Genomic DNA, 22,479 nt, shown 5'->3' with positions numbered 1-22,479 from the left:
ATCACAAAACAATCCGGCCACTTTGCTTCGAGCAAGGAGACAAACATGAGTGACTTGAGCGTAGGTGCGCCGCGTGAGCAAGCGCTAGGCAATACCGCGGACATCATCCGCAAGGTGGCATGGCGGCTCATGCCGCTCATCATGCTGTGTTATCTGTTCGCGTTCTTCGACCGCATCAATATCAGCTTCGCGAAGTTTCAACTGCAAAGCACGTTGGGTTTCTCCGATACCGCCTACGGTCTCGGCGCGAGTCTCTTCGTGATCGGCTATGTGCTTTTCGAAGTGCCGAGCAACTTGCTGCTCTACAAAGTCGGTGCGCGTCGATGGATAGCGCGCATCATGATTTCATGGGGTATCGCAACGGCGCTGATGGTTTTCGTGCAGACCGAGTGGCAGTTCTATGGCTTGCGCTTCATCATCGGCGCGATGGAAGCGGGCTTTGCGCCAGGCGTGCTTTACTACCTGACGCTGTGGTTTCCGGCGAGCTATCGCGGACGTATCACGTCGCTGCTGTTTCTTGCATCGGCGTTCTCGGGTTTGTTTGGCGCCCCGTTGTCCGGGCTCGTGCTGGGGCATATGAACGGCGTGTTCGGTATCGCCGGATGGCATTGGCTCTTTCTGCTTGGCGGCCTGCCTTGCGTGCTGCTTGGCATCCTCGTTCTGAAGGTGCTGAAAGATCGTATCGACGATGCCGCGTGGCTCACGGGCGCCGAGAAGACTTACCTGAAAAGCCAAATTGCGACGCAGAGCCAGCACACGGACTCCGGGCACTCGCTCTTCGGCGCGATCAAGACACCCGGTTTTCTGATGCTCGGACTGATCTACTTTCTGATTCAAGTCGGATCGTACGGTCTCAACTTCTGGGCGCCGCATTTGATTCGCGCCGCCGGGACGGAGAATCCGACGATCATCGGTCTGTTGACGGCGGTGCCTTATATCTGCGGGGCGATCTGCATGGTCGTGGTAGGGCGCATGTCGGATCGCTCCGGCGAGCGGCGCAAGTTCGTCTGTGTATTGCTTCTGATGGCGGCTGCAGGCTTCTTCGCCGCCGGCGTGTTCGATAAGCAGACGGCGTTGTTGATCGCCGCGCTCGGTGTGATGGGTGCGGGCGTGATTGCATCGATTCCGGCGTTCTGGGCGTTGCCGCCCAAGCTATTGACGGGAGCAGGCGCGGCGGGCGGGATCGCGCTTATCAATACGCTTGGACAGCTTGGAGGCATCGTGAGCCCGGTGATGGTCGGACGTATTCGTGATGTCACCGGCAGCACGACGCCTGCGCTGTATGCCATCGGTGCGATGAGCCTGATTTGCGCGCTGCTGCTCTTGTATGGGCTGCCGCAGTCGTTGCGGCAAAGGGATCATTCGGAGAAATAGGACCGAGGTGGTCCGAGGAAGGTTGAAGAAGCGCCCGGCGATGGTTGTTCACCGGGCGCTTTGCCTATTGCATGCTGTATTCGGTACGTTGAATGCAGAACGGGATTTGTCGACACGTGGCCGTTTTTCACGCTTGGTGCTTTCACGTTGCGCAGCCTTTTGCATGCAAAAGTCAAAGAAACTCGGCGTGCAATCGGATCGTGGTTAGCGCGTTGCGTTGCGTTGCGTTGCTTGTACGAGTGCACGCAACGTGAAGATCTACGTCTTGTCGGCTGCATTCTGCATGCAAAATGCCGCCGACCATCCGACGGCACACTGCATGCAAAATGCAACCAGTCACGCATCAAGCAACCGCCGACAATGCCGTGCAATCTGCCGTTCCTCCTCGGTCTCCACAACCCGATGCGAAGCCCCAAGAAACGAAAGCCCATCGAGAACCTGCGCACGAACCGCCTCGCTATGCTCGCCAATTCCTCCGCTGAACACGATCTCATCCAGCCCGCCGAGCAAAGCCGCATACCCGCCGATAGTCTTCCGTATCGCCGTGCAAAATACGTCGATGGCAAGCATTGCGTTCGCATCGCCGTGATCGCGGCGTTCGATCAGCGTTTGCATATCGTCGTCCGATTCCGATAACGCCTTAAGACCGCTTTGCCGATTCACGAGCGTCTCCAGCGCATCCGCGTCGAGCGATTGCTGGCGCAAGAGATGAATCAGCACACCGGGATCGAGGTCGCCGCTGCGCGTCGCCATCGGAATGCCGCCGGTGGGCGTCATCCCCATCGACGTATCGATTGAATGGCCATTCTGCAACGCGCACAGGCTTGCGCCGCTGCCAAGATGCGCGATGACCGTGCGCGGCTTCAGCTTCGGGCCAAGCGCGTTGACGATGGATTCATACGACAGCCCGTGGAATCCATAACGCATGACACCACGCTCGGCAAACTCTCGCGGTAACGCATAACGCGTCGCGCGCTCCGGCATCGTGCGATGGAATACCGTATCGAAGCATGCAAAATGCGGTATGCCAGTGAAGATGCCCTGCGCTTCGTCGATGAGGGCAAGCGATTGCGGTAGATGCAGCGGCGCAAACGGCACGGCGTCGCGCAACGTGTCCTTGAGCGCGGAAGTAATCTCGCGATGCTCCCGCACATCCGGCCCGCCATGCACCACGCGATGCCCGACCGCTGCAAGCGGTTCGCGCATATGCTCGCGCAGGGCATCGGCGACACGCTGCAACGCGTCGTGCTGCGACTCCATCAGATGGTCCTGCGCGACATCGATCTGCTTGTCGGAAGAACGCATCGTCAAGGAACCGTTGTCGCGGCCGATGCCCTTCGCGCTGCCCGTGAGCCACGCCTCTTCATCGCCGTCGTTCGCCATGAACACGCCGAACTTGAGCGAAGACGAGCCGCTGTTCAACACAAGAATGCCCTGTGTCATGGTGTCAGTCCTTCCATGTCCACTCGCGGATCTCGTCGCGGTCGATACCTTCCGCATGGGCATACTGCACGCTCTCGATGATCTGATTCTTGAGCCACTCCTTCGTATGCGCGGCGGTATCGGAAATTCGATCCACGCGGTCGATCACGTCGATGGCAAGCGAAAAGCGATCGACGCCATTGATGATCGCAAGCTCGAACGGCGTGTTGATGTTGCCACGCTCGCAGTAACCATGCACGTGCAGATTGTCGTGATTCGTGCGGTTGTACGTGAGTTTGTGCACGAGCGACGCATAGGAATGGAAGTTGAAGATGACCGGTTTATCACGCGTGAAAATGGAGTCGAAGTCGCGATCGGAAAGACCATGCGGATGGTCCGTATCCGGCATCAGCCTGAAAAGATCGACGACATTGACGAAGCGTATTTTCAGATCGGGGCATTGCGCCTTCAAAATCTCGACGGCGGCGAGCGCTTCCATGGTCGCGATATCGCCCGCGCTGGCAATCACCACGTCGGGCTCGTGGCCCTTATCCGTCGATGCCCAATCCCAGATGCCAATGCCCTTCGCGCAATGCACGATGGCATCTTCCATGTTCAGATACTGCAGATGCGGCTGCTTGTCCGCGACGATCACGTTCACGTAATCGTGCGAGCGCAGACAATGATCCGCGACGCTCAACAGGCAATTCGCGTCGGGCGGCAGATAAATGCGCACGACACCAGGGCTCTTGTTCGTGACGACATCGAGAAAGCCAGGATCCTGATGCGTGAAGCCGTTATGGTCCTGCCGCCATACGAGCGACGTGATCAACAAATTGATCGATGGCACCGGCGCGCGCCACGCAATTTCATTCTTTGCTTTTTCGAGCCACTTTGCGTGCTGATTGAACATGGAGTCGATCACGTGCACGAAGGCTTCGTAGGTCGCGAAGAGACCGTGGCGACCGGTCAACACATAGCCTTCGAACCAGCCTTCGAGCGTGTGTTCGGAGAGCATCTCCATCACGCGGCCATCGACGGAAAGGAAGCCGCCGTCTGCATCTTCGGGCAGCGTTTCCGCAAGCCAGCGCTTGCCCGAAACTTCATATACGCCGTCGAGTTTATTGCTCGCGGTTTCGTCCGGACCGAATAGACGGAAGCGCGTCATGTTGCGACGGATCACTTCGCGCAGATAAATGGCGAGCACGGCCGTTGGCGACTGATACGTCCCGGCCGCGCTTTTGAATTCGAATGCAAAATCACGAATGTCGGGTAGATCGAGCGATTGCCGCAACACGCCGCCGTTTGCATGCGGATTCGCGCTGATGCGGCGCGCGCCTTCCGGCGCGAGTTCGCGCAGCGGCTCGATCAGCCGGCCGTTCTCGTCGAACAACTCCTCGGGCTTGTAACTGCGCATCCAGGTTTCGAGTACCTGCAGATTTTTGCGATTGGTCGCCGGATCGGCCACTGGCACCTGATGCGAGCGCCAGAAATTTTCGACCTTGTGACCATCCACTTCTTTCGGACCGGTCCAGCCTTTCGGCGAACGCAGCACGATCATCGGCCAGCGCGGACGCTCCACCTTTTCCTTGCTCGCGCGCGCACGCTCTTGAATTGCGCGAATCTCGCCAATGCAATGTTCCAGCGTCGCCGCCATCTTCTGATGCATGGTGTCGGGGTCGTCGCCCTCGACGAAATAGGGCGTGTAGCCGTAGCCCTTGAAGAGCGCTTCGAGCTCCTCATGTGGAATGCGCGCAAGGATGGTCGGATTGGCGATCTTGTAGCCGTTCAGATGCAAGACCGGCAGCACGGCGCCGTCGGTTATCGGATTGAGGAACTTGTTCGAATGCCAGGACGTGGCGAGCGGTCCGGTTTCGGCTTCGCCGTCGCCGACCATCGTGGCGACGATCAGATCGGGATTGTCGAAGGCTGCACCGAACGAATGCGACAAGCTATAGCCGAGCTCGCCGCCTTCGTGAATCGATCCTGGTGTTTCTGGCGTGCAATGCGAGCCGATGCCGCCCGGCGAAGAGAAGGCGCGAAAAAGCCGCTGCATGCCGTGTTCATCGGCGCTGCGATCGGCATAGATTTCCGAGTAATGGCCTTCGAGGTAAGAGTTGGAAAGCGTGGCGGGCGCGCCGTGTCCAGGGCCCGAGACGAACATGACGTTGAGATCGTCGCGCTTGATGAGACGGTTTAAATGCACCCATACGAACGATTGCCCCGGGTCCGAGCCCCAGTGGCCGAGCAAACGCCGTTTGATGTGTTCGGGCTTGAGGGGTTCGCGCAGCAAGGGATTCGCGCGCAAATAAATCATGCCGACCGAAAGATAATTGCAGGCTCGCCAATATGCGTCGAGCTTACGCAGGAGGTCGGTGGAAAGAGGCGTCTCGGTTGCTGTCCTGCCTTGGACGTCGTCGTTCAATTGCATCTCCTTGCGGTGAAGTGAGAAATCGAGCGTCGGGATACGGCCTGGCGCGTGTACTTGCCATGTTCGAGCTTTATTGTTGCGCTTTAGTTGCAGCGCCGTGCGGGAGTGTGACGCGATGCCGCGAACATCATACTTGGGTTCGCCAGATGATGTCCGCAAGCATGCAGAGGCAGGTTAATCGCGGGCGGATTGCCTGAGATCGTAGTCCATCAGCAGCGCTTTATGGGTTTCCCATATGCCGATGTAATGCACCATGAAGCTCGTCGGCCGCTGATAAATCCAGGGTGTGTTGAAGTCGATAAGACTGGCTACCTGCGTTGCGTCGAAGTCGGGGCGCGCGGAAAATTCGGCGTTGAAATAATATTGATCGCCCTTATTTGCGTAGACAGTGGATTTGTCGTCGATGCAATTGCACGCTTCGAGTATGCGATGAAGCGAATCGTAATTACGTTGGGTGCGCTTGAGTCCCATGATGCCGGAATTGAAGCGCCAATAGCCGATATCGCGTGCAAACACCGCTTCCTTGTCGTGCATGATGGATTCGAGCGGCCGGTTCATGTCCTTGATGAGCACGTCGGCGTCGACCCAGAAAATCCATTCGTGATTCGGGAGGGTTTCGCGCAGTAAGGCCGCCTTGAGCCAATTGCCCGAAGTTTTACCGTCGTTCAGATGCGCGGGAATTTCGCGGTGCACGTAAAGTGTATAGCCGTGGCGTTCGCAGTATCGCGTGAAATTGGCTTCGGCAATACGGCCGTAAATCGCAATGTTCGGCGTGTATAGCGTCACTATCGCGACGGACCGATTCGGCTGTCGAATACTGACGGCGGATGTATCGGTAATGCCGGTGTCGTTTAGCGAAAGCAGTGGCAGGCCGCGCGTCTGGCAGTCGTTGATATGTTCGAGGAGCGCATTGCGGAATCGCCGATGATGCTTCTGGTCACAAATCTTGACCGAGAAAGCGGACCAGTGCGCCCAGACGCTCTCGACGTTGGTGGAGGCGGGCACGACAGCCATGACATCACCAACGCGGTACCGCGACGGACAATACGCAAATGCCTGCAAGAGGAGTGCTTCTTCCTTCGGAAGCACGACGCCATTGCGGCATCGCGTGACTATCTCGAACAACTCACGCATGACGTGCTCGGTCTTGCGCCAAATTTGCATGTCGAGTTGCGGCAGATCGGACTCGATGCAGGTTAGAAGCCAGTCGCGGCCCTGCATGAGTTCCGGCAAAGCGAGCGGCCTGAGAATCGCGGCATTCTCGTTCAACAGCAAGACGAGTTCGTCATCATTCGCCAAGCCGAGCTGATGCAGCAGCGTTTCGTATTTGATGATCCAGCGTGTTTCGTCGCTGCAGCCGCTGATTTCGGACATATCGATTTCGATGTGCCGATAACCATGCCCGCGCGCATAACGCCGATGATTGGCAAGCGCGGCAGGCGCATGGTCGAAAAGCAGGCTGATGACGATCATAAGACGTAGAAATGGCCAGAAACGCGGAGCCGTAAGGATCAGTGACAGCCTACCTTTCTCGCATGGGATTCGTCCGAAAAAGCCTGATAAACGCAGTTTCAAAACCCCTCATACAATGACCGCATGACCCGCACCGACGCCCTGAAGGGCTTTCATCCCGCCGTCGTCAACTGGTTTCGCGCGCATTTCGAAACGCCGACCGCCGCGCAGGCGCGCGCGTGGCCGCTCATCCACGCGCGCCGTTCCACGCTCGTGGCTGCGCCAACTGGCTCGGGCAAGACGCTGACGGCCTTTCTCGCCGCGCTCGACGAACTCGTGCGCGAAGGCGTGGAAAGCGCGGCAAGCGGCAAAGTGCTGCCCGACGAGACGCGCGTGGTGTATGTGTCGCCGCTCAAGGCCTTGTCCAACGACATTCGCGTAAATCTGGAAGAGCCGCTTGCGGGCATTGCGCGCGAGCTTGGCCCCGACGCGCCGCTGATACGCGCCGCCGTGCGCACGGGCGACACGACCCAGCAGGAACGCGGCGCCATGCGAAAGCGCGCGCCGCATATTCTCGTGACGACGCCTGAATCGCTTTACGTGCTGCTTTCGTCCGATTCCGGCCGGGCGATGCTGTCGACCACGCGCACGGTGATCGTCGATGAAATCCATGCCGTGGCGGGCAGCAAGCGCGGCTCGCACCTGAGTCTGAGCCTCGAACGGCTGGATGCGTTGTGCGAGGCGCGCGGCGCGGCGCGGCCGGTGCGCGTCGGTTTGTCGGCGACGCAAAAGCCGATCGAGCTCGTCGCGAAATTTCTCGCGGGCGTCGGAAAGCCGTGCGAGATCGTGGATGTCGGTCACGTCCGTGCCCGCGATCTCGCCCTCGAAATGCCGCCGATGCCCCTCGAAGCGATCATGTCGAACGACATGTGGGAGCGCGTCTATGACCGGCTGGCCGAGCTTTCCGGCATGCATCGCACGACGCTCGTCTTCGTCAATACGCGGCGCATGGCTGAGCGCGCGGCGCGGCATCTGACCGAGCGCCTTGGCCGGGACGCGGTCGCGGCGCATCACGGCAGCCTTGCGCGCGAGCAGCGGCTTTCCGCCGAACAGCGCCTGAAGCGCGGCGAATTGCGTGTGTTGATCGCGACGGCATCGCTGGAATTGGGTATCGATATCGGCGATGTCGATCTCGTCTGCCAACTCGGCTCGCCAGGATCGATCGGCGCATTCTTGCAGCGCGTCGGGCGCTCGGGGCATCACGTCGGCGGCGTGCCGAAAGGGCGGCTCTTTCCGACTTCGCGCGACGACCTGATCGAGTGCGCGGCCTTGCTCGATTGCGTGAGGCGTGGCGAACTCGACGCGCTTTCCATTCCGCGCGCGCCGCTCGACGTGCTCGCACAGCAGATCACGGCGGAGGTCGCCTGTCGCGAATGGGGCGAGGATGAATTGTTCGAGCTGATCGGGCGTGCGTATCCGTACGCGACGCTCGAGCGCGCCCGCTTCGACGAAGTGGTGCGCACGCTCGCCGAGGGCTATACGGGGCGGCAGGGCGTGCGCGCGTCGTATGTTCATCGCGATGCGGTGAGCCGCACGTTGCGCGGACGGCGCGGCGGCAAGCTGACGGCCGTGACTTCCGGCGGCGCGATTCCCGACAACGCCGACTTCGCCGTGCTGCTGGAGCCGCAGGGCTTGCAGATCGGCACGGTGAACGAGGACTTCGCGGTCGAGAGTCTGGCTGGCGACATCTTTCAGTTGGGTAATACGTCGTACAGGATCATGCGGATCGAAGGTGGCCGGGTGCGAGTGGAGAACGCGAATGGTCAGCCGCCGAACATTCCGTTCTGGCTTGGAGAGGCGCCGGGGCGCAGCAGTGAGCTTTCCTTCGCGATCGCGCGGTTGCGGGCGGGGGTGGATGCGCGGTTGGCGGGTGTCGGGGCCAAGGGCGCGAAGGATTTAAGCCTCGCGCATGGCGCCAATGACGCGAACGCGGCGAAGGCGGCGAAGGACGCGCGCAACGCCGACAGCGCGAAAGACGCACTTAGCGACTCGCTAGCTCCCACCATCGCATGGCTCGCCGATGAAACCGAAGGCATCGGCGCCGATGCCGCGCGTCAGATCGTCGAATATCTCGCACGCGCACGCGCCGCGCTGACCGTGCTCCCGACCCAGGACACGCTCGTCATGGAGCGCTTCTTCGACGAATCCGGCGGCATGCAACTCGTGATTCACGCGCCGTTCGGCAGCCGCGTCAATCGCGCGTGGGGTCTCGCGTTGCGCAAGCGTTTCTGCCGCACCTTCAATTTCGAACTGCAGGCGGCGGCGACGGAGGATGCCATCGTCCTGTCGCTCACAGGCAGCCACAGCTTCGCGCTCGATGAAGTCTGGCGTTATCTGAAATCGGCAAGCGCGGAACATGTGCTGATCCAGGCGTTGCTCGACGCACCGCTTTTCGGCGTGCGCTGGCGCTGGAACGCGACCAACGCGCTCGCCTTGCCGCGCTATTCGGGCGGCCGCAAAGTCGCACCGCAGTTGCAGCGCATGCGAAGCGAGGACTTGCTCGCCGCCGTTTTCCCGGATCAGGTCGCGTGCGCGGAAAACATCGCGGGCGAGCGTGAGGTTCCGCGGCATCCGCTGGTCGAGCAGACTCTCGACGACTGTCTGCACGAAGCGATGGACAGCGAGGCTTGGCTTGCACTTTTGCGTCGTATCGAAACGGGCGATGTGCGGCTCGTCACGCGCGAGTTGCCCGCGCCGTCGCCGCTTGCCGCCGAGAATTTGTCGGCGCGGCCGTATGCTTTTCTCGACGACGCCCCGCTCGAAGAGCGCCGCACGCAGGCTGTCTTGGCGCGCCGCTGGACCGATCCGCAATCGACCGATGATCTTGGCGCGCTCGATGCCGACGCTATCGAAAGCGTGCGCGCGGAAGCCTGGCCCGCGGTGACGAGCGCCGATGAAATGCACGAAGCGCTGACCGGTCTCGCGTGCATCGCGCATGGCGAGGCGGCGCGTTGCGACGGCTGGCCAGCGTGGCTCGACGCGCTCGCACGCGCCGGGCGTGCGACGCGCTTGCAGATTGCGGAGCACGACGCGCTGTGGATCGCCGTGGAGCGGCTTGCCTGCCTGCGCGCGGTCTATACGCATGCGCCGATGCATCCCGCACTGCAGCCGCCGCCCGGTTTCGACCATGCCTGGACTGAAGATGACGCGCTCGTCGAGATCGTCCGCGCGCGGCTCTCGGGGTTCGGTCCGCTGACGGTGCCGGAAATTGCGCGTCCGCTTGCGTTGCCTGCGTCGAGCGTGGCTCCGGCGTTGACGCGTCTGGAAGCCGAAGGCTATGTGATGCGTGGCCGCTTCACGCCCACGGCTAAAGACGAGGAATGGTGCGAGCGGCATCTGCTGGCGCGGATTCATCGCTACACGGTGCGGCGTTTGCGTCGGGAAATCGAACCCGTGGAGCGGCAGGATTTCATGCGTTTCCTGTTCGAATGGCAACGCGTCGCGCCGGATTCTCACGGCGAAGGCCGCGATGCGCTTCTCGGCGTGCTCGAACAGCTCGAAGGTTTCGAGGCGCCCGCCGTGGCGTGGGAGGATGACATCCTGCCGGCGCGCATCGCCGATTACTCGGGCATGTGGCTCGACGAGGCTTGCCGTGCGGGCAAGATCGTGTGGACGCGTCCGGCCGGCCGTGCGCGCGCGACGGGTGGCCCGGTGCGCGGCACGCCGATCGTGCTGCTGCCGCGTCGCCATCTGGGGGCATGGAATACGCTGATGCGCCCCGACGAAGCGCCGCAGCTGTCGTCGCGCGCGCAACGCGTGTTCGAGGCCCTGAGCACGCACGGCGCGATGTTCTTCGACGAACTTCTCGCCGATGTACGACTCCTGCGCACGGGACTCGAAGACGGGCTCGGCGAACTAGTCGCGCTGGGCCTCGTCAACGCGGACAGTTTCGCGGGCTTGCGCGCGCTTCTGGCGCCGGCCGCCAAGCGCAATGTGTTCGCGCGGCGGCAGCGTCGCGGCGGGCTTTTCATCGGCGGGATGGACGATGCGGGCCGCTGGGCGCTCTTGCGTCGAGCCAATTCCAACGATGATGCGGACATCGAGCATGTCGCGCTTGCGCTGTTGCGCCGGTATGGTGTCGTGTTCTGGCGACTGCTCGAACGCGAAGCGCAGTGGCTGCCGCCGTGGCGCGATTTGCTGCGTGTCTATCATCGGCTCGAAGCGCGTGGCGAGATTCGCGGTGGGCGCTTTGTTGCGGGCCTCGCGGGTGAGCAGTTTGCATTGCCAAATGCGGTGCCGCTGTTGCGCGACGTGCGCAGGCGGGCGAAAGAGGGCGCGCTCGTCGCGCTTGGCGCGGTCGATCCGCTGAACCTCGTGGGCACGTTGCTGCCGGGCGAGAAGGTGCCGGCGATTGCGGGCAATCGCGTGTTGTTTCTGGATGGCTTGCCGGTTGGGGCGGTCGTGGCCGGTAAGACGCGATATCTCGGCGATTTCGATGGCGATACACGCGAACGTATCAGGCTTGCGCTTGTGAAGCGGAGCGGACGGTCGATCGGTACGCCATTGACGGGCGGAATGGGCACGATCGGGATGACGGTGCGTAGTTGACGCACCGCTCGCTGGCATTTTGCATGCATGATGCAGCGCGGTGGCATTTTGTATTACGACCACCGTGCCTCGCGTTTGCTGCTTGCTTCAATGCATAAGCAGCACGCTAATCGTTCACCCCGCGAACATCGACGGACGTAAGCACCGTGTCCTCAAACGCTACTTCTTCGACACGATCTTGGTCGTGAATGGCCCAGGCTTTTCAGCGGGCACATCGTTCACCGGCACGCCTGGATAATCGACCACGCGATTTGCGTTCGCTTTCGGCCTGATACGAAAGAGCGGACGGGCACCGCTGCGTGCGCCGCCCGTGATCGCGGTCATTGCCTGACGGTCCAACTCGATGCTGTCCGCGAGATCCTTGATTTTGACGATGGCCATGACTGTGTCCTCCAAAAAAGTGAGAAGCATGAAGCCGCGCCGATCCCGGTCAGATGCGACGCGTCGACTTACCTTGCATGCAGCATGCACATTCGACGAACGCAGAACGCATTAAGTATATGCATTTCGTCTGACGCTGCCACGCAAGGCTACTCGTGCCGCCGCGACCGTTTCATTCTGACCGGATGTGCCAAGCGGCAAGACGGCGGAGGGGTGAAACCCTTGGCCGTTTGTATGATGCATGCGTGATTTACTGAATGCACCATGCCTGATCGAGAGTGCAACGTCGTACCCTTTCCGGTCATGTCATGCATCAGGTATGCCAGTCGAACGCCTTGGCATGAACGAATCGACGGACCCATGTGTGACGTGCTTTACGCGGCGACGAGCCCCTTGACCAACCGCGCGCAACAAGACGCAAAAGCCCGTACCTGACTTAACCGAACCAACACCCGAACCAAACATGTCGGTATCCGAACGACATGTGCGCGATGCCGCGCATCATCGAAAACGCCATTTGCGTAAGGCGCATGCGAAGGCTAGTATCAAGCGATTACTGGGTATTTGTTACGACAAGTGAATTGTCGGTCGATTTGGAGCCGCGTCGCGTCGCACAGATGACAAGCTTTGCGCAGGCGATTCGTACATATCGGGGCGACGGCGGGTCGCGCGACGAGTTCTTTGCCGGGGTCGATGGCGCACTCGCCATCGAGCGAACTCCGGCCAAACGGCTCATGGAGATGCTCGACGAGGAGCACGCGGCTCGGCCTCTACCACCCGATATCTACGTTGCCATTCGACGCCGCATCGAACATGTGGCGCTCGCTCATCCCGAAACAGAGTTCGGCACCGGCTTCGCGCCCGGCCGCGACGAGACACGCATGCAGACCACGCCGGGTTTCCCGGCGCCTTTGCCGCCGCGCGCATCGGGCGACGCGAGCGCATCGACGTCCGGCCACGCCACGCAGGTGCTCACGGAAGTCGTTCAGGTCAAGGGTGTCGGCGACACGCTTAACAATCGCTTCGTGCTGGAGGAATGTCTCGGTATCGGCGGGATGGGAACGGTCTACAAAGCGCTCGATCTGCGCAAGCTGGAAGCGTCGGATCGACGGCCGTACGTGGCGATCAAGGTTCTCAATCTTCAATTTCGCGGCAACCCGAAATCGCTGATCGCACTGCAGCGCGAGGCGCGCAAGGCGCAGCAACTCGCGCATCGCAACATCGTGACCGTGTACGATTTCGATCGCGATGGCTCGATCGTCTATCTGACGATGGAATATCTTTCCGGACAGCCGCTTTCGAGAATGCTTCGGAACCCGAACTTCAAGGGTCTGCCGTTCGCCGAAATGTTTCCGATCTTCAAGGGCATGGCGAACGCACTCGCATACGCGCACGAGCGAGGCTTCGTCCATTGCGATTTCAAGCCGCCGAACGTTTTCCTCACCGATACGGCGGAAGTGAAGGTGATCGACTTTGGCATTTCGCGTGCAATCACGCGCCCCGAGGACGAAAGCGAGGCCACGGTCTTCGATCCCGGCAGCCTGGGCGCGCTCACGCCTGCGTATGCAAGTCCGGAGATGCTCGAGCATCGCGAGCCCGATCCGCGTGACGATATCTACGCGCTTGGCTGTATAGCGTACGAATTGCTGGCGGGGAAGCATCCGTTCGAGCGCGTTCCCGCGCTGCAGGCAAAGAGCGCCAACATGAAGCCGCAGCGGCCCGAGAATTTGGGCAACAAGCAGTGGAAGGCGCTCAAGGGCGCGCTGGCGTTCGAACGCGAGGCGCGAACGCCGAGCGTCACGCAGTTCCTGGATGAGCTTAGCGAACCGCCTGCCGCTGCGCCCGCAAGCAATAAACCGAAGCGCGAAGTCGGCCCCAGGATTGCGATCGGAGCCGTGGCGGTTGCGGCGATCATTGCTGCGGGCGCGAGCTATTACTTCTTCGAGCGGTCAAAAAACAGCGAACAAGCGCCACCCTCGAACGCGAGCGCAAGTCCGGTCGAACCAGTAAGACCGTCGAGCGCTGAACCGCAAGCGAGCGCGTCGGTGGTCGCGATAACGCCTGCCGTTCCCGTCGCCGCCGCGCCGCAGCTTACGATGGCCGCGGTCACGCCGGTGCTGGCGAGCGCGCCGTGTTCGGCGCTCGTCGCATCGGTTCACGATCAGACGGTCGATGTGCAGGGTTTCATATCGGAGAAATACGGGCTCGCGCGTTTGAAGGACACGCTTGGACGCGTGCCCGGCGTGAAGACCACCAACTTCGGCGTGCAGCAAGTCGTCGACGACAAATGCGATCTGCTCAAAGTCTTCGCGCCTTACTGGACGGCGAACCGGCAGTTGGGACATCCGGCATCGGTCCATACGCGGTCGAACCAGTTGCGCCTGACCGAAGGCGATCCGCTGATCGTCGATCTGATGACGCCCGCGTTCGAGTCCTACGTCACAGTCGATTACTTCATGCTCGACGGCAGCGTGGTGCATTTGCTGCCGACCGAAAGATCCCGCGACAACCAGGCGCCTGCAAACTACGCGGCCACACTCGGCTCGATGGGCGATTGGGTCGTCGGCAAGCCGTTCGGCTCGGAGATGATCGTATTGACCGTGACGCCCGCGCCGCTCTTCGATGCCATCCGCCCGGACAGCGAAGCGAAGAGCGAATATCTGCGCGCACTCGACAAGCGTCTTACGGCGCTCACCGGCAAATACGGACGCGATAAAGTCGTCGTGGACATGTTCCAGATCACGACGCAGGCGAAGAAGTGAGCGTCGCCACGTAAGCGACGGCTCACCGGACCGTTAGCTGATCTCGCGCGATCAAGCTTGTGGTTTGTTGACCGACGCCTTCAGTTCCTGCAACGCATCCTCCATGCGCTTCGTAACGAGTGCATAGGCTTCGGCCTGCGTCTGCTGCGTGGTGCGGGCGATGTCCTGCATATCGGCGAGCGCATTGTGCAATGCCCGTTGCACGACTTCGTTCGCGTTGAACGGCGGTTTCGCGGCCGACGATGCCATTTGCTTGGCGATATCCTCTAGATCGCCCAGCGTGCGCCGCAAGATTTCAAGTTGCTTGTCGCGCAAGGCCTCGATGCCGCCGAACGCAACGCGATTGGTGGCCGCGAGCGCCTCGACGTCTTTGCGTCGCGATTCCATGATCGCGGTGACATCGAAACCGGGAAGCTGATACTGCTGAAACATGGCGGCAAACTGGCTGAACGGATCGCTGAATTTCTGATTCATCTTGCCTCCCAGGTCGTTCGGTGGAGCGCGTTCTCATGCATGGAGCCATTCGATCGCGCGGCAACGTGCGCCGTGTGCCACGTCTTCTCGACGCGCGGCCCGGCCCCTGATACTACCAATTTAACCGTGCCAAATGGGGCAAGGGAAAACACCAGAGCGATTGCATTCAATCGACCAACTGTCGGGATGCTTAATGCAAATCAAGGCGCGTCGCGCCGCAGCGAGCACGCAATAGAGCAACGGTTGACAGGCCGCGCGACTGGCGGCCGGGATCGGAGGCGAGGGAGGGTCGTTCCGACAGTCCGCGTGGTCTTCGTTTAGTTGGCCAGCGCGGCACGGGCATGGTGTTCGACCGCCACGCGGTTTTCCAATTACCGCGCGATAGCGATTGCGATTGAGATTTGCACGACAATCTTCGTCAGGCCGCTCATGCCGCTATCGAACGGCGACCCATTATCTTCGAGATGTCGTGCCTGCCCGCTTCAGAGCGCGGTCCAGTTGACCTCCTCGCCAGCGAATACGCCGTGCTCCGCCTTGATCTGCGCGCGGTCGATACATTGCACGTGCCAGCGTCCCTCGCTCTGTGCGCCGGATTGATCGGTGTACCAGAGCGCGCGTCCGGCGAGCCCTTCGGGCGGACCGCCCGGTACGTCGAAATCGAGTTGTTCGAGCACGCAGATCGGTTGCGGCGCATCCTGCCCGCAGATCACGGTGTCGCCCGCGCCTTTGGTTAGACCGCCCCAATCGGGCACGTCCATCGATTGGTGACCTTCGCGTGACCAGCGGCTGGATTCTCTGTCGAGCCACAAAATGGCGTAGGCGGCCGATTGAGCGCCTTCGAATCCATCCAGCTTGACGGTGATACGCATGACTTCCTCCATTACATCGATTTGGCGGACGGGACGCTCGAGCGCTTATTCGCGCTGGCCATGAGCGTCTTCGATTTGAATGGTGGCGTCGCGCGCCAAGCTGTAATACGTGTCTTTAGTTATTTTTGTATTCGGTATGCACTTAATCACTCGCGGGTTTAGACGCAATGTCTGGTTCGAGCGCGATACTGGCGATCGGTTCGATAAGCCGAAAGAAATCGCAAATCGGTCTGTGCTGTGATGGCTCCACGCCATGAGTGCTGCGGCGCACAACAACGCGATCAACTTAAAGCAAGTGCGATGCCGACCTCAGCTCCTGCACGATGGTGAAGCTTAGTACGCCAATCTGACGCTTCGGAGGCATGGCGGTACTTTTGCGTTGTCGATGAATGCACTAACTCGTCAGCCCGCGCCCCAACAGCATGCCTGCATGCCCCACACCGGACTTACACGCCGAACACGCTCATTGCACTGCAGCAACTCAGATTCGCTATGGGTATTCGGTCGACGATATGCGCGGTCCATCTATTCAGATTGATAGCGTCTTCAAGTTGGAGCGTCGATGGCAATCGGCTGACGGTCTTTTAATTCAAGGCAATGTAGGCGTAAGCCAACAGCACCCGCAGGCAGTTTGATATTTCGTCCTGCTGCGCGACCGTTTCATCTTACGAGAACAGTATGGGCTCACCGGAGAACGAATGCAAAATACTGTTAAGCCGCGCATGAATTTTAAATACCAAGCGGCAAGACAATGCACGCCTCAGCGCCACCACCATCGCGCGCCCGCAAAACTAGCGTTCCGCCGTGCTGCCGAGCGATGCGCTCTACGATCGCCAGACCCAATCCCGTGCCTTTTGGCTGCGCTTCGCCGCCGCCGCGCTTGAACGGCTGTTTGAGCGCTTCCGGGTCCTGACCGCCAAGCCCCTTGCCGCGATCCGCGATCACAATGCATGCAGCATGCAATCGCGTATCGGTCCAGCTACGCACTTCGAGTCCGACGACGCCATAGAGTATGGCGTTCTGCATCAGATTCATCAGTACGCGCATCATGCCGATGGGACGGAAGGCGAACGGCTCTATGGGCCCGAGCGTAAGCGCGAACTCGTGGCCAAGGCCCGCAAAATCCGCTGCCAGATTCGAGATCAATGCGTTTATGTCTCCCACGACCGGAGCTTCCTTGGCACCGCTCCCAGCATAGTCCATGAACTGCTGAAGGATGCTGTCGATCCGATCCAGATAACCTTCCGCCGATGCCGTGAAGTGAGCGTCCGCCGCACTCGCCGAGGACATCGCCATCGCAAGGCGCAGCTTCGTCATCGGGGTGCGGATGTCATGCGAAATACCAGCAAGCATCAGTGCTCGCGTGGCGTCCGCTTCGCTCAGGGCAGCGCTCATTTGGTTGAACGCGCGACTAACCTGGGCAATCTCGGTGGGGCCGTCTATCGGCAAGACGCCGGGTTCATCGCCGGCAGAGAGGCGCCGCGCGGCATTGGCGAGGTGTTCGAGCGGGCGATTCAAATGCCGCTGGATCAAATACGCGGTCGCGATTGCGAGCGCCCCTAGGCCGAGCGAAAGCAGCAGGGCCGTGGCGAGGCCGTCGTCGTGCGCGGCTTCCGGCACGGGCAGGGCGATCCAGCGTGGCTCACCGGACAGATGCACACGTATCCAGAGGCGCTGCTGGCCATCCGCCGCCGTCGCGCCGCTTTCCCAGCGCACTAGCATGTCTGGCGGCAGATGCGCTCGCAAACTATCGATGAAAGTCTGACGCTGATACGTGCGATAAAAGCGCAAGCGCGACTCTTCGGGCGTCTCGCGCGCGTCCTCGGGCAGGGCGGCGCGCACTTCGAGACGAGCGGCGATGGAATTCGATGCTTGCGGCGGGCTTGCTTTCAGAAGGGTATCGAGCGTCTCGATGTAGGCCGCGAATGTGGTCGCCGCCCGTTCGATGCGCGGCGTCTGAATGAAATGGAGCAGCACGGCGAGCGCGCATACCTGACTCACCGCCACCAGCGCCACGAGCAAAAGAATATTGCGTGCAAAAAGGGACCGCGGCGCGAGGCTCACGTTTCCACGTCCGCAAGCAACATATAGCCGACGCCCCATACCGTCTTGATGAAACGCGGCTTGCCTGGATCTTCCTCAATGAGCTGGCGCAGACGCAGCACCTGGACATCGATGCTGCGATCGAGTGCATCGTGATCGCGTCCGCGCGTGCGGGCGATGAGGTTGTCACGACTCACGGCACGGTTCGGTGACGAGCCAAGTGCATGCAATAACTGCATCTGCGCGGAATGCATTTCGAATGCATTGCCGCTGCGCGTAATCTGCTGCTTGCCGAGATCGAGCCGAAACTCGCCGAAACGCAGCACTTGCGAGGTGAGCGTGGGATCGCCCGCTGCAATCTTCTGACGGCGCAGCAGCGCTCGCACGCGCGCCACCAGTTCCTGCGGCAGGAAGGGCTTGGCGAGATAGTCGTCGGCGCCGGTCTCCAGGCCGACGACCTTGTCCACCGGATCGCCCTTGGCCGTCAGCATGAGAATGGGCAGCGTGTGTCCTTCGGTGCGCAGACGCCGGCATACCGACAATCCGTCTTCCGGCTCCATCATCCAGTCGAGCACGAGCAGGTCGTATGGTTCGCGTTGCAGATAGCGGTCGAGCCGCTTGCCGTTTTCCACGACCCGCACCTCGAAGCCTTGCGATGTGAGGAAACGTTGCAGCATGTTGCGCAGTTCGGCTTCGTCGTCGAGCACGATGATTTTCGGAAGTGCTTCCATCGGCCATCTCCGTTAGCGTTGCGCGGCATGCTGATGCATGAAGGCTTCGATCTGCGGCAGCGTCACGTAGCCGGCTTTTTGCGTGTCGATTTCGTCGAAATGTCGAGCCACCATCGGCATGCTGGACGATGCTTGCGCGCGCGTGAGCTTGCCGTCGTGCGTGGTGTTGGCGCTTGCGAAGCGCGTCTGCAGACCGTGCATGACCTGCTCGATATGCGGACTTGCGCCCATTGGCTGCGTGGCGGTTTGTGCGAAGACCGCCGTGGCGATTGTGAAGCCGAGAATGCCGGCCACGCACGCTCGTGGAATCTTTTGCATGTCGGTTCTCCGTGAATTCGATGCAGCCAGACAGTGACGACATTTTATTGAGCCGCGTAGCGAAGGCAATCTCGGGGAAACGACGAATCATGTCGCCATGTGTCATGCATCGCCCGGCAAGTCTTTCTCGACATCCAGTGAAACATGTTTGCGCTCACGTTTTTCGCGGTCGTTCGATATCGTTCTGCTGGCCGGCATTGCTGGTCGCCGCCTTCCTCTCAAGACTCAAGGACATCGCCATGAAAGTTCGTCTGCTCAGTATCTCCGCTCTTGCCGCCCTTGCCCTCACTTGCGCAGGGAGCGCATGGGCGGGAACTTCAGTCGTCGTTTCGTATGCTGCGCCCGCGGTGATTTACGCGCCACCGCCGCGCCCGGTTTATTACTACGCGCCTCCGCCTGCTCCGACTTATTACGTGCCAGGACATGCGGTGGTTGTGACGCCCGTCGCGGTGCCGCCGCCGCGTACGGTCGTAGTGGCGGCGCCCGCGCCGACCTATGTCGTGGCGCCGGCCGCGCGCGTGATCTATGCGCCGCCGGTTTATCGCCCGCCTGTCGTCATCGTTCGATAGGCGCATTGGATTTTGAATGCCAATGGGCCGTTGCACTTCGTCTGTGCCAAGTGCTTTGGTGGCGTTTGGTTCCCTTGAGCCGCTCGTGCGCCGCGTCAATTTGCATTCTGCATTTGGTCGATTGAATGCAGCATACGCATTGAACCGACCGTTTGAAGGTCACGGGCAAATTCACTGCGCGCGGTTATGCACCGGCACTGATTAGCCGCACTAGACGTTTTTTGCAGTCTCGCACTGTGTGACACACAATTCGCAAATTCCAAGCGAGAGCGCCAAATGCGATTTTGCATGCCATATGCGGCGTCGCGGCAAACAAAAGGCAACGTCACATCGACAGCTAGCAAATGCCGCCTTCTATACTGTATGTAAGCGTCAGGGCGTCTACTGGCGGAGGCGGCTATCGGATTTTTTTGCCGTTGTCTGTGGTCTCGAAGTTAGGGCGAATACGCGACCTATTGTGAACACGGCATTTTGCTGGAAATAAATGAGCTCGAACGAGCGCTTACTATAAACACGCGGTTCGCCGCCGCAAGGCGTGCGATCGCCGGAGCGCTGGCACGCAATTGGCTCGTTAAGGGTGTCGCCATCTGCGAATGCGACAGTTTCCAGTGGCTCAGGCAAAAAACGCAAGACCGGGCTCGCTTGTTTCAGGCGATTTATGGCCGGCGATTACCGACTAGTCGTTTGACAAGACGGTTGCTGGCCCAGAAGCGACAATCGCTCCACTGTCGGAGTCAGAAAAAGCACGAACGTGAGATCGATTGGGTCCATAAGATAAGGGTTTGCGCGGCTTGCAACGCTTCGTACGATCCAGCAACATATTAAACGTACTAGTTAGTTAAAATTAACCGAACCGCCGGCGACTAGATCGGCGCCTCACAGGAGCACGAACGTGACGCAATCGCCTACAACTGATCCTTGCATCATCTCGGTCGCCATCACGGGCTCGGTACCGAAGAAAAAAGATAATCCCGCTGTGCCAACCACGATTCCCGAGCAGATCGAAAGCACGCACGAAGCCTATGAAGCCGGTGCGACGCTGGTTCATCTGCACGTACGCGATGAAGACGAGAAATCGAGTTCGGATCGTCACCGCTTCGAAGAATTGCAGGACGGCATCCGCAAACACTGTCCGGACATCATCATTCAGTTTTCGACAGGTGGACGCGGCCGATCTTTCGAGCAGCGTGGGGCGATGCTCGATCTGAAACCCGACATGGCTTCGTTGGCGACGGGTTCGGTGAATTTCCCGACCATCGTGTACGAAAATCCGCCAGACTTCGTGCGTTCGCTCGCGCAAACCATGCTCGACCACGATGTAAAGCCCGAGATCGAGATCTTCGATCTGGCGATGCTCTACAGCACTTATGACCTCGTCAACCAAGGTTTGCTCAAGTCGCCGGTTCACGTGCAGTTCGTCCTTGGTGTAAAGAATGCATTACCGGCGCGTCGCGAGATCCTCCAGTTCGAAGTAGAGCAGTTGGGCAAACTCTTGCCCGAGGCGACATGGACGGCTGCAGGAATCGGCCGGCATCAACTCGAAGTGAATCACTGGACGCTGGAACTCGGCGGCCACTGCCGCACGGGTCTGGAGGACAACGTGCGTTGGGACAAAGACACGCTCGCCAAGAGCAATGCGCAACTGGTGAGCCGCGTGGCGTCGCTGTGCGCGGAGTATGGCCGGCCGGTGGCGAGCGCAAAGGAGGCGCGGCAGTTGTTGTCTCTTTGAAGTTTCAATTGCTTGAAAAGGCGCGTCGACGAGAAATCGCGACGCGCTTTTTTTTGCTGTCTTGCTCGCTCATCGCAAATTTATATGCGATGTCATCGCATATGTTTGACGATTAAACGGTCCCGCGCGTGCAGCGTCGCTCACCGCGTGGCCTGCGTACTAGTAACGCTTTCCAATACACACGAGTTCTGTTTATTTTCCTGTCCGCCGGCTTTTATATAGCCTTATGGCAATTGAATAGTCACATCGCCTGCTACATCTTCTTCGTGTTTATACATTGCTGATTTTCGGCAAATACATCGTTCAGTACATTCAGATATTCGATGCATTTTTAAGACTTTCTGAATGGAAAAAACGCTTCGATAAGACAAAAATCCAAGCGTGGATAGAGACTTCTTGCCGCGCGATTGAGGAATGTCAGAGGCTCCATGTCCTGGTGACACTCTGACATGCGTGATTAGGTTTTGGAAACCTAAATAATCGAAGCTCTGACGGTTATTGCTTCTTCATGTTTATCCGATGGCCCCGAGCCAAGCGGTCTATGTCGCGTTTGGTCAAGCGCCGTGTTGCTCATTACGAGCACATCAGTCCGTGTCGGAAATCACGAAGAAAAAGAATTTCAACTTGAACTCGAAGAAGGTTTTGATGAATAAGACGTATCGCGTGGTTTGGAGTCAGGCATCCGAAAGCTGGGTTGCCGCAGCGGAAAATGCGCGGACCAAAAGCAAGCGCGGCCGAACGAACGCAGCAGTGTTGGCGGTGTTCGCACTCGCTGCGGGCAGCGCGCAGGCGGGGAGTGGGTACTCCGTCGGTGTGTTATCGGACGGATACACGCCGGCCAGTTGCCTGAGTGACCAAGGCGCAGGCGTGGTGCAAACATCTACCGTTGCTTGCGATGGCACAAACCATCCGGGAGCTGGGCTGGTCGCGTACACGACAAGCGGGGGAATGGGAGCCTACGCGGTAGCCGTGGACCCCAACACGCTCGTCATGGGGGCCGGAGGAGCGACTCTCATGACGATGACTGCGGGCACAGTATCGATTGGTGCCGGGACAATGTTCGACATGGGCTACAACAAGGTTCAGAACATGGCGCCGGGCGCATTGACGGCGGGCAGTCGTGACGGTGTGACGGGTGTTCAGTTATACCTGGCCCTTTCGACGACCGCGTCGAGTCTAGGCGGTGGGGCTTCGATGAGTGGCGCAAGTATCTCTCCCCCGTCTTATCCAGTAGCCGGAACGACCTATCATGACGTAGGCGGGGCGAGGGACTGTCAGCAATTTTGTGTGTGAGGCTACCATTATGGAAATGGAGC

General features: G+C 60.0%; 15 protein-coding genes. 6 read left to right on the top strand and 9 right to left on the bottom strand.

Going from position 1 to position 22,479, the window contains the following annotated elements; translation table 11 throughout:
* Positions 1–45 precede the first annotated feature (45 nt).
* Positions 46–1,374 carry an MFS transporter gene (locus LDZ28_RS18040; RefSeq protein WP_244828349.1) on the top strand — a complete coding sequence of 443 codons (1,329 nt, stop codon included), beginning with the start codon at positions 46–48 and terminating at the stop codon, positions 1,372–1,374.
* A 336-nt stretch (positions 1,375–1,710) separates the two neighbouring features.
* Here LDZ28_RS18040 and LDZ28_RS18035 read toward each other — a convergent pair whose 3' ends face one another.
* From LDZ28_RS18035 to LDZ28_RS18025, 3 genes are all read right to left on the bottom strand, one after another.
* Positions 1,711–2,817 carry an acetate/propionate family kinase gene (locus LDZ28_RS18035; RefSeq protein ID WP_244828347.1) on the bottom strand — a complete coding sequence of 369 codons (1,107 nt, stop codon included), beginning with the start codon at positions 2,815–2,817 and terminating at the stop codon, positions 1,711–1,713.
* 4 nt (positions 2,818–2,821) lie between these two features.
* The gene (locus LDZ28_RS18030) at positions 2,822–5,227 is read right to left on the bottom strand and encodes a phosphoketolase (RefSeq protein ID WP_244828345.1); all 2,406 of its coding nucleotides are present in this window, start codon (positions 5,225–5,227) and stop codon (positions 2,822–2,824) included.
* Positions 5,228–5,401: 174 nt separating this feature from the next.
* Positions 5,402–6,700 (bottom strand): hypothetical protein, encoded by a 1,299-nt coding sequence (locus LDZ28_RS18025; protein WP_244828343.1) that lies wholly within the window; start codon positions 6,698–6,700, stop codon positions 5,402–5,404.
* 123 nt (positions 6,701–6,823) lie between these two features.
* On the opposite strand from LDZ28_RS18025, the gene LDZ28_RS18020 reads away from it, so the two are divergent.
* The gene (locus tag LDZ28_RS18020) at positions 6,824–11,287 is read left to right on the top strand and encodes a DEAD/DEAH box helicase (protein ID WP_244828342.1); all 4,464 of its coding nucleotides are present in this window, start codon (positions 6,824–6,826) and stop codon (positions 11,285–11,287) included.
* A gap of 159 nt (positions 11,288–11,446) precedes the next feature.
* On the opposite strand, the gene LDZ28_RS18015 is transcribed toward LDZ28_RS18020, so the two are convergent.
* On the bottom strand, positions 11,447–11,668 hold the full coding sequence (locus tag LDZ28_RS18015; protein WP_244828340.1) for a hypothetical protein: 222 nt from the start codon (positions 11,666–11,668) through the stop codon (positions 11,447–11,449).
* Positions 11,669–12,285: 617 nt separating this feature from the next.
* Here LDZ28_RS18015 and LDZ28_RS18010 point away from each other — a divergent pair.
* The gene (locus LDZ28_RS18010; RefSeq protein WP_244828338.1) at positions 12,286–14,430 is read left to right on the top strand and encodes a serine/threonine protein kinase; all 2,145 of its coding nucleotides are present in this window, start codon (positions 12,286–12,288) and stop codon (positions 14,428–14,430) included.
* Between the two features lie 51 nt (positions 14,431–14,481).
* Here LDZ28_RS18010 and phaP read toward each other — a convergent pair whose 3' ends face one another.
* The 5 genes from phaP to LDZ28_RS17985 form a co-directional block, all read right to left on the bottom strand.
* The gene (phaP, locus tag LDZ28_RS18005) at positions 14,482–14,904 is read right to left on the bottom strand and encodes a phasin family protein (RefSeq protein WP_244828337.1); all 423 of its coding nucleotides are present in this window, start codon (positions 14,902–14,904) and stop codon (positions 14,482–14,484) included.
* A 482-nt stretch (positions 14,905–15,386) separates the two neighbouring features.
* Positions 15,387–15,773: a DUF3564 family protein gene (locus LDZ28_RS18000; RefSeq protein ID WP_244828335.1), complete on the bottom strand. Its 387-nt coding sequence runs from the start codon at positions 15,771–15,773 to the stop codon at positions 15,387–15,389.
* Positions 15,774–16,502: 729 nt separating this feature from the next.
* A complete protein-coding gene (locus LDZ28_RS17995; protein ID WP_244828333.1) occupies positions 16,503–17,837 on the bottom strand; it encodes an ATP-binding protein in 1,335 nt (444 codons plus the stop codon).
* Positions 17,834–18,547: a response regulator gene (locus tag LDZ28_RS17990; RefSeq protein ID WP_244828331.1), complete on the bottom strand. Its 714-nt coding sequence runs from the start codon at positions 18,545–18,547 to the stop codon at positions 17,834–17,836. Before LDZ28_RS17990 ends, LDZ28_RS17995 begins: the two co-directional genes overlap by 4 nt.
* A gap of 12 nt (positions 18,548–18,559) precedes the next feature.
* Positions 18,560–18,865, bottom strand: coding sequence for an EF-hand domain-containing protein (locus LDZ28_RS17985; protein WP_244828329.1), 306 nt, complete (start codon positions 18,863–18,865; stop codon positions 18,560–18,562).
* A gap of 239 nt (positions 18,866–19,104) precedes the next feature.
* Here LDZ28_RS17985 and LDZ28_RS17980 point away from each other — a divergent pair, with 239 nt between their 5' ends.
* The 3 genes from LDZ28_RS17980 to LDZ28_RS17970 all read left to right on the top strand — a co-directional run bounded on the left by LDZ28_RS17980 (position 19,105) and on the right by LDZ28_RS17970 (position 22,456).
* Complete coding sequence (locus tag LDZ28_RS17980) at positions 19,105–19,434, top strand: hypothetical protein (RefSeq protein WP_244828327.1); 330 nt, start codon at positions 19,105–19,107, stop codon at positions 19,432–19,434.
* Between the two features lie 892 nt (positions 19,435–20,326).
* A complete protein-coding gene (locus LDZ28_RS17975) occupies positions 20,327–21,163 on the top strand; it encodes a 3-keto-5-aminohexanoate cleavage protein (RefSeq protein WP_244828326.1) in 837 nt (278 codons plus the stop codon).
* A gap of 591 nt (positions 21,164–21,754) precedes the next feature.
* Complete coding sequence (locus LDZ28_RS17970; RefSeq protein ID WP_244828324.1) at positions 21,755–22,456, top strand: ESPR domain-containing protein; 702 nt, start codon at positions 21,755–21,757, stop codon at positions 22,454–22,456.
* The last annotated feature ends 23 nt before the right edge of the window (positions 22,457–22,479 follow it).

The organism is Caballeronia sp. TF1N1 (assembly GCF_022878925.1).
Classification (GTDB): Bacteria; Pseudomonadota; Gammaproteobacteria; order Burkholderiales; family Burkholderiaceae; genus Caballeronia.
The sequence above is the reverse complement of the archived record's forward strand: the minus strand, read 5'-3'. Positions and strand labels throughout refer to the sequence as shown.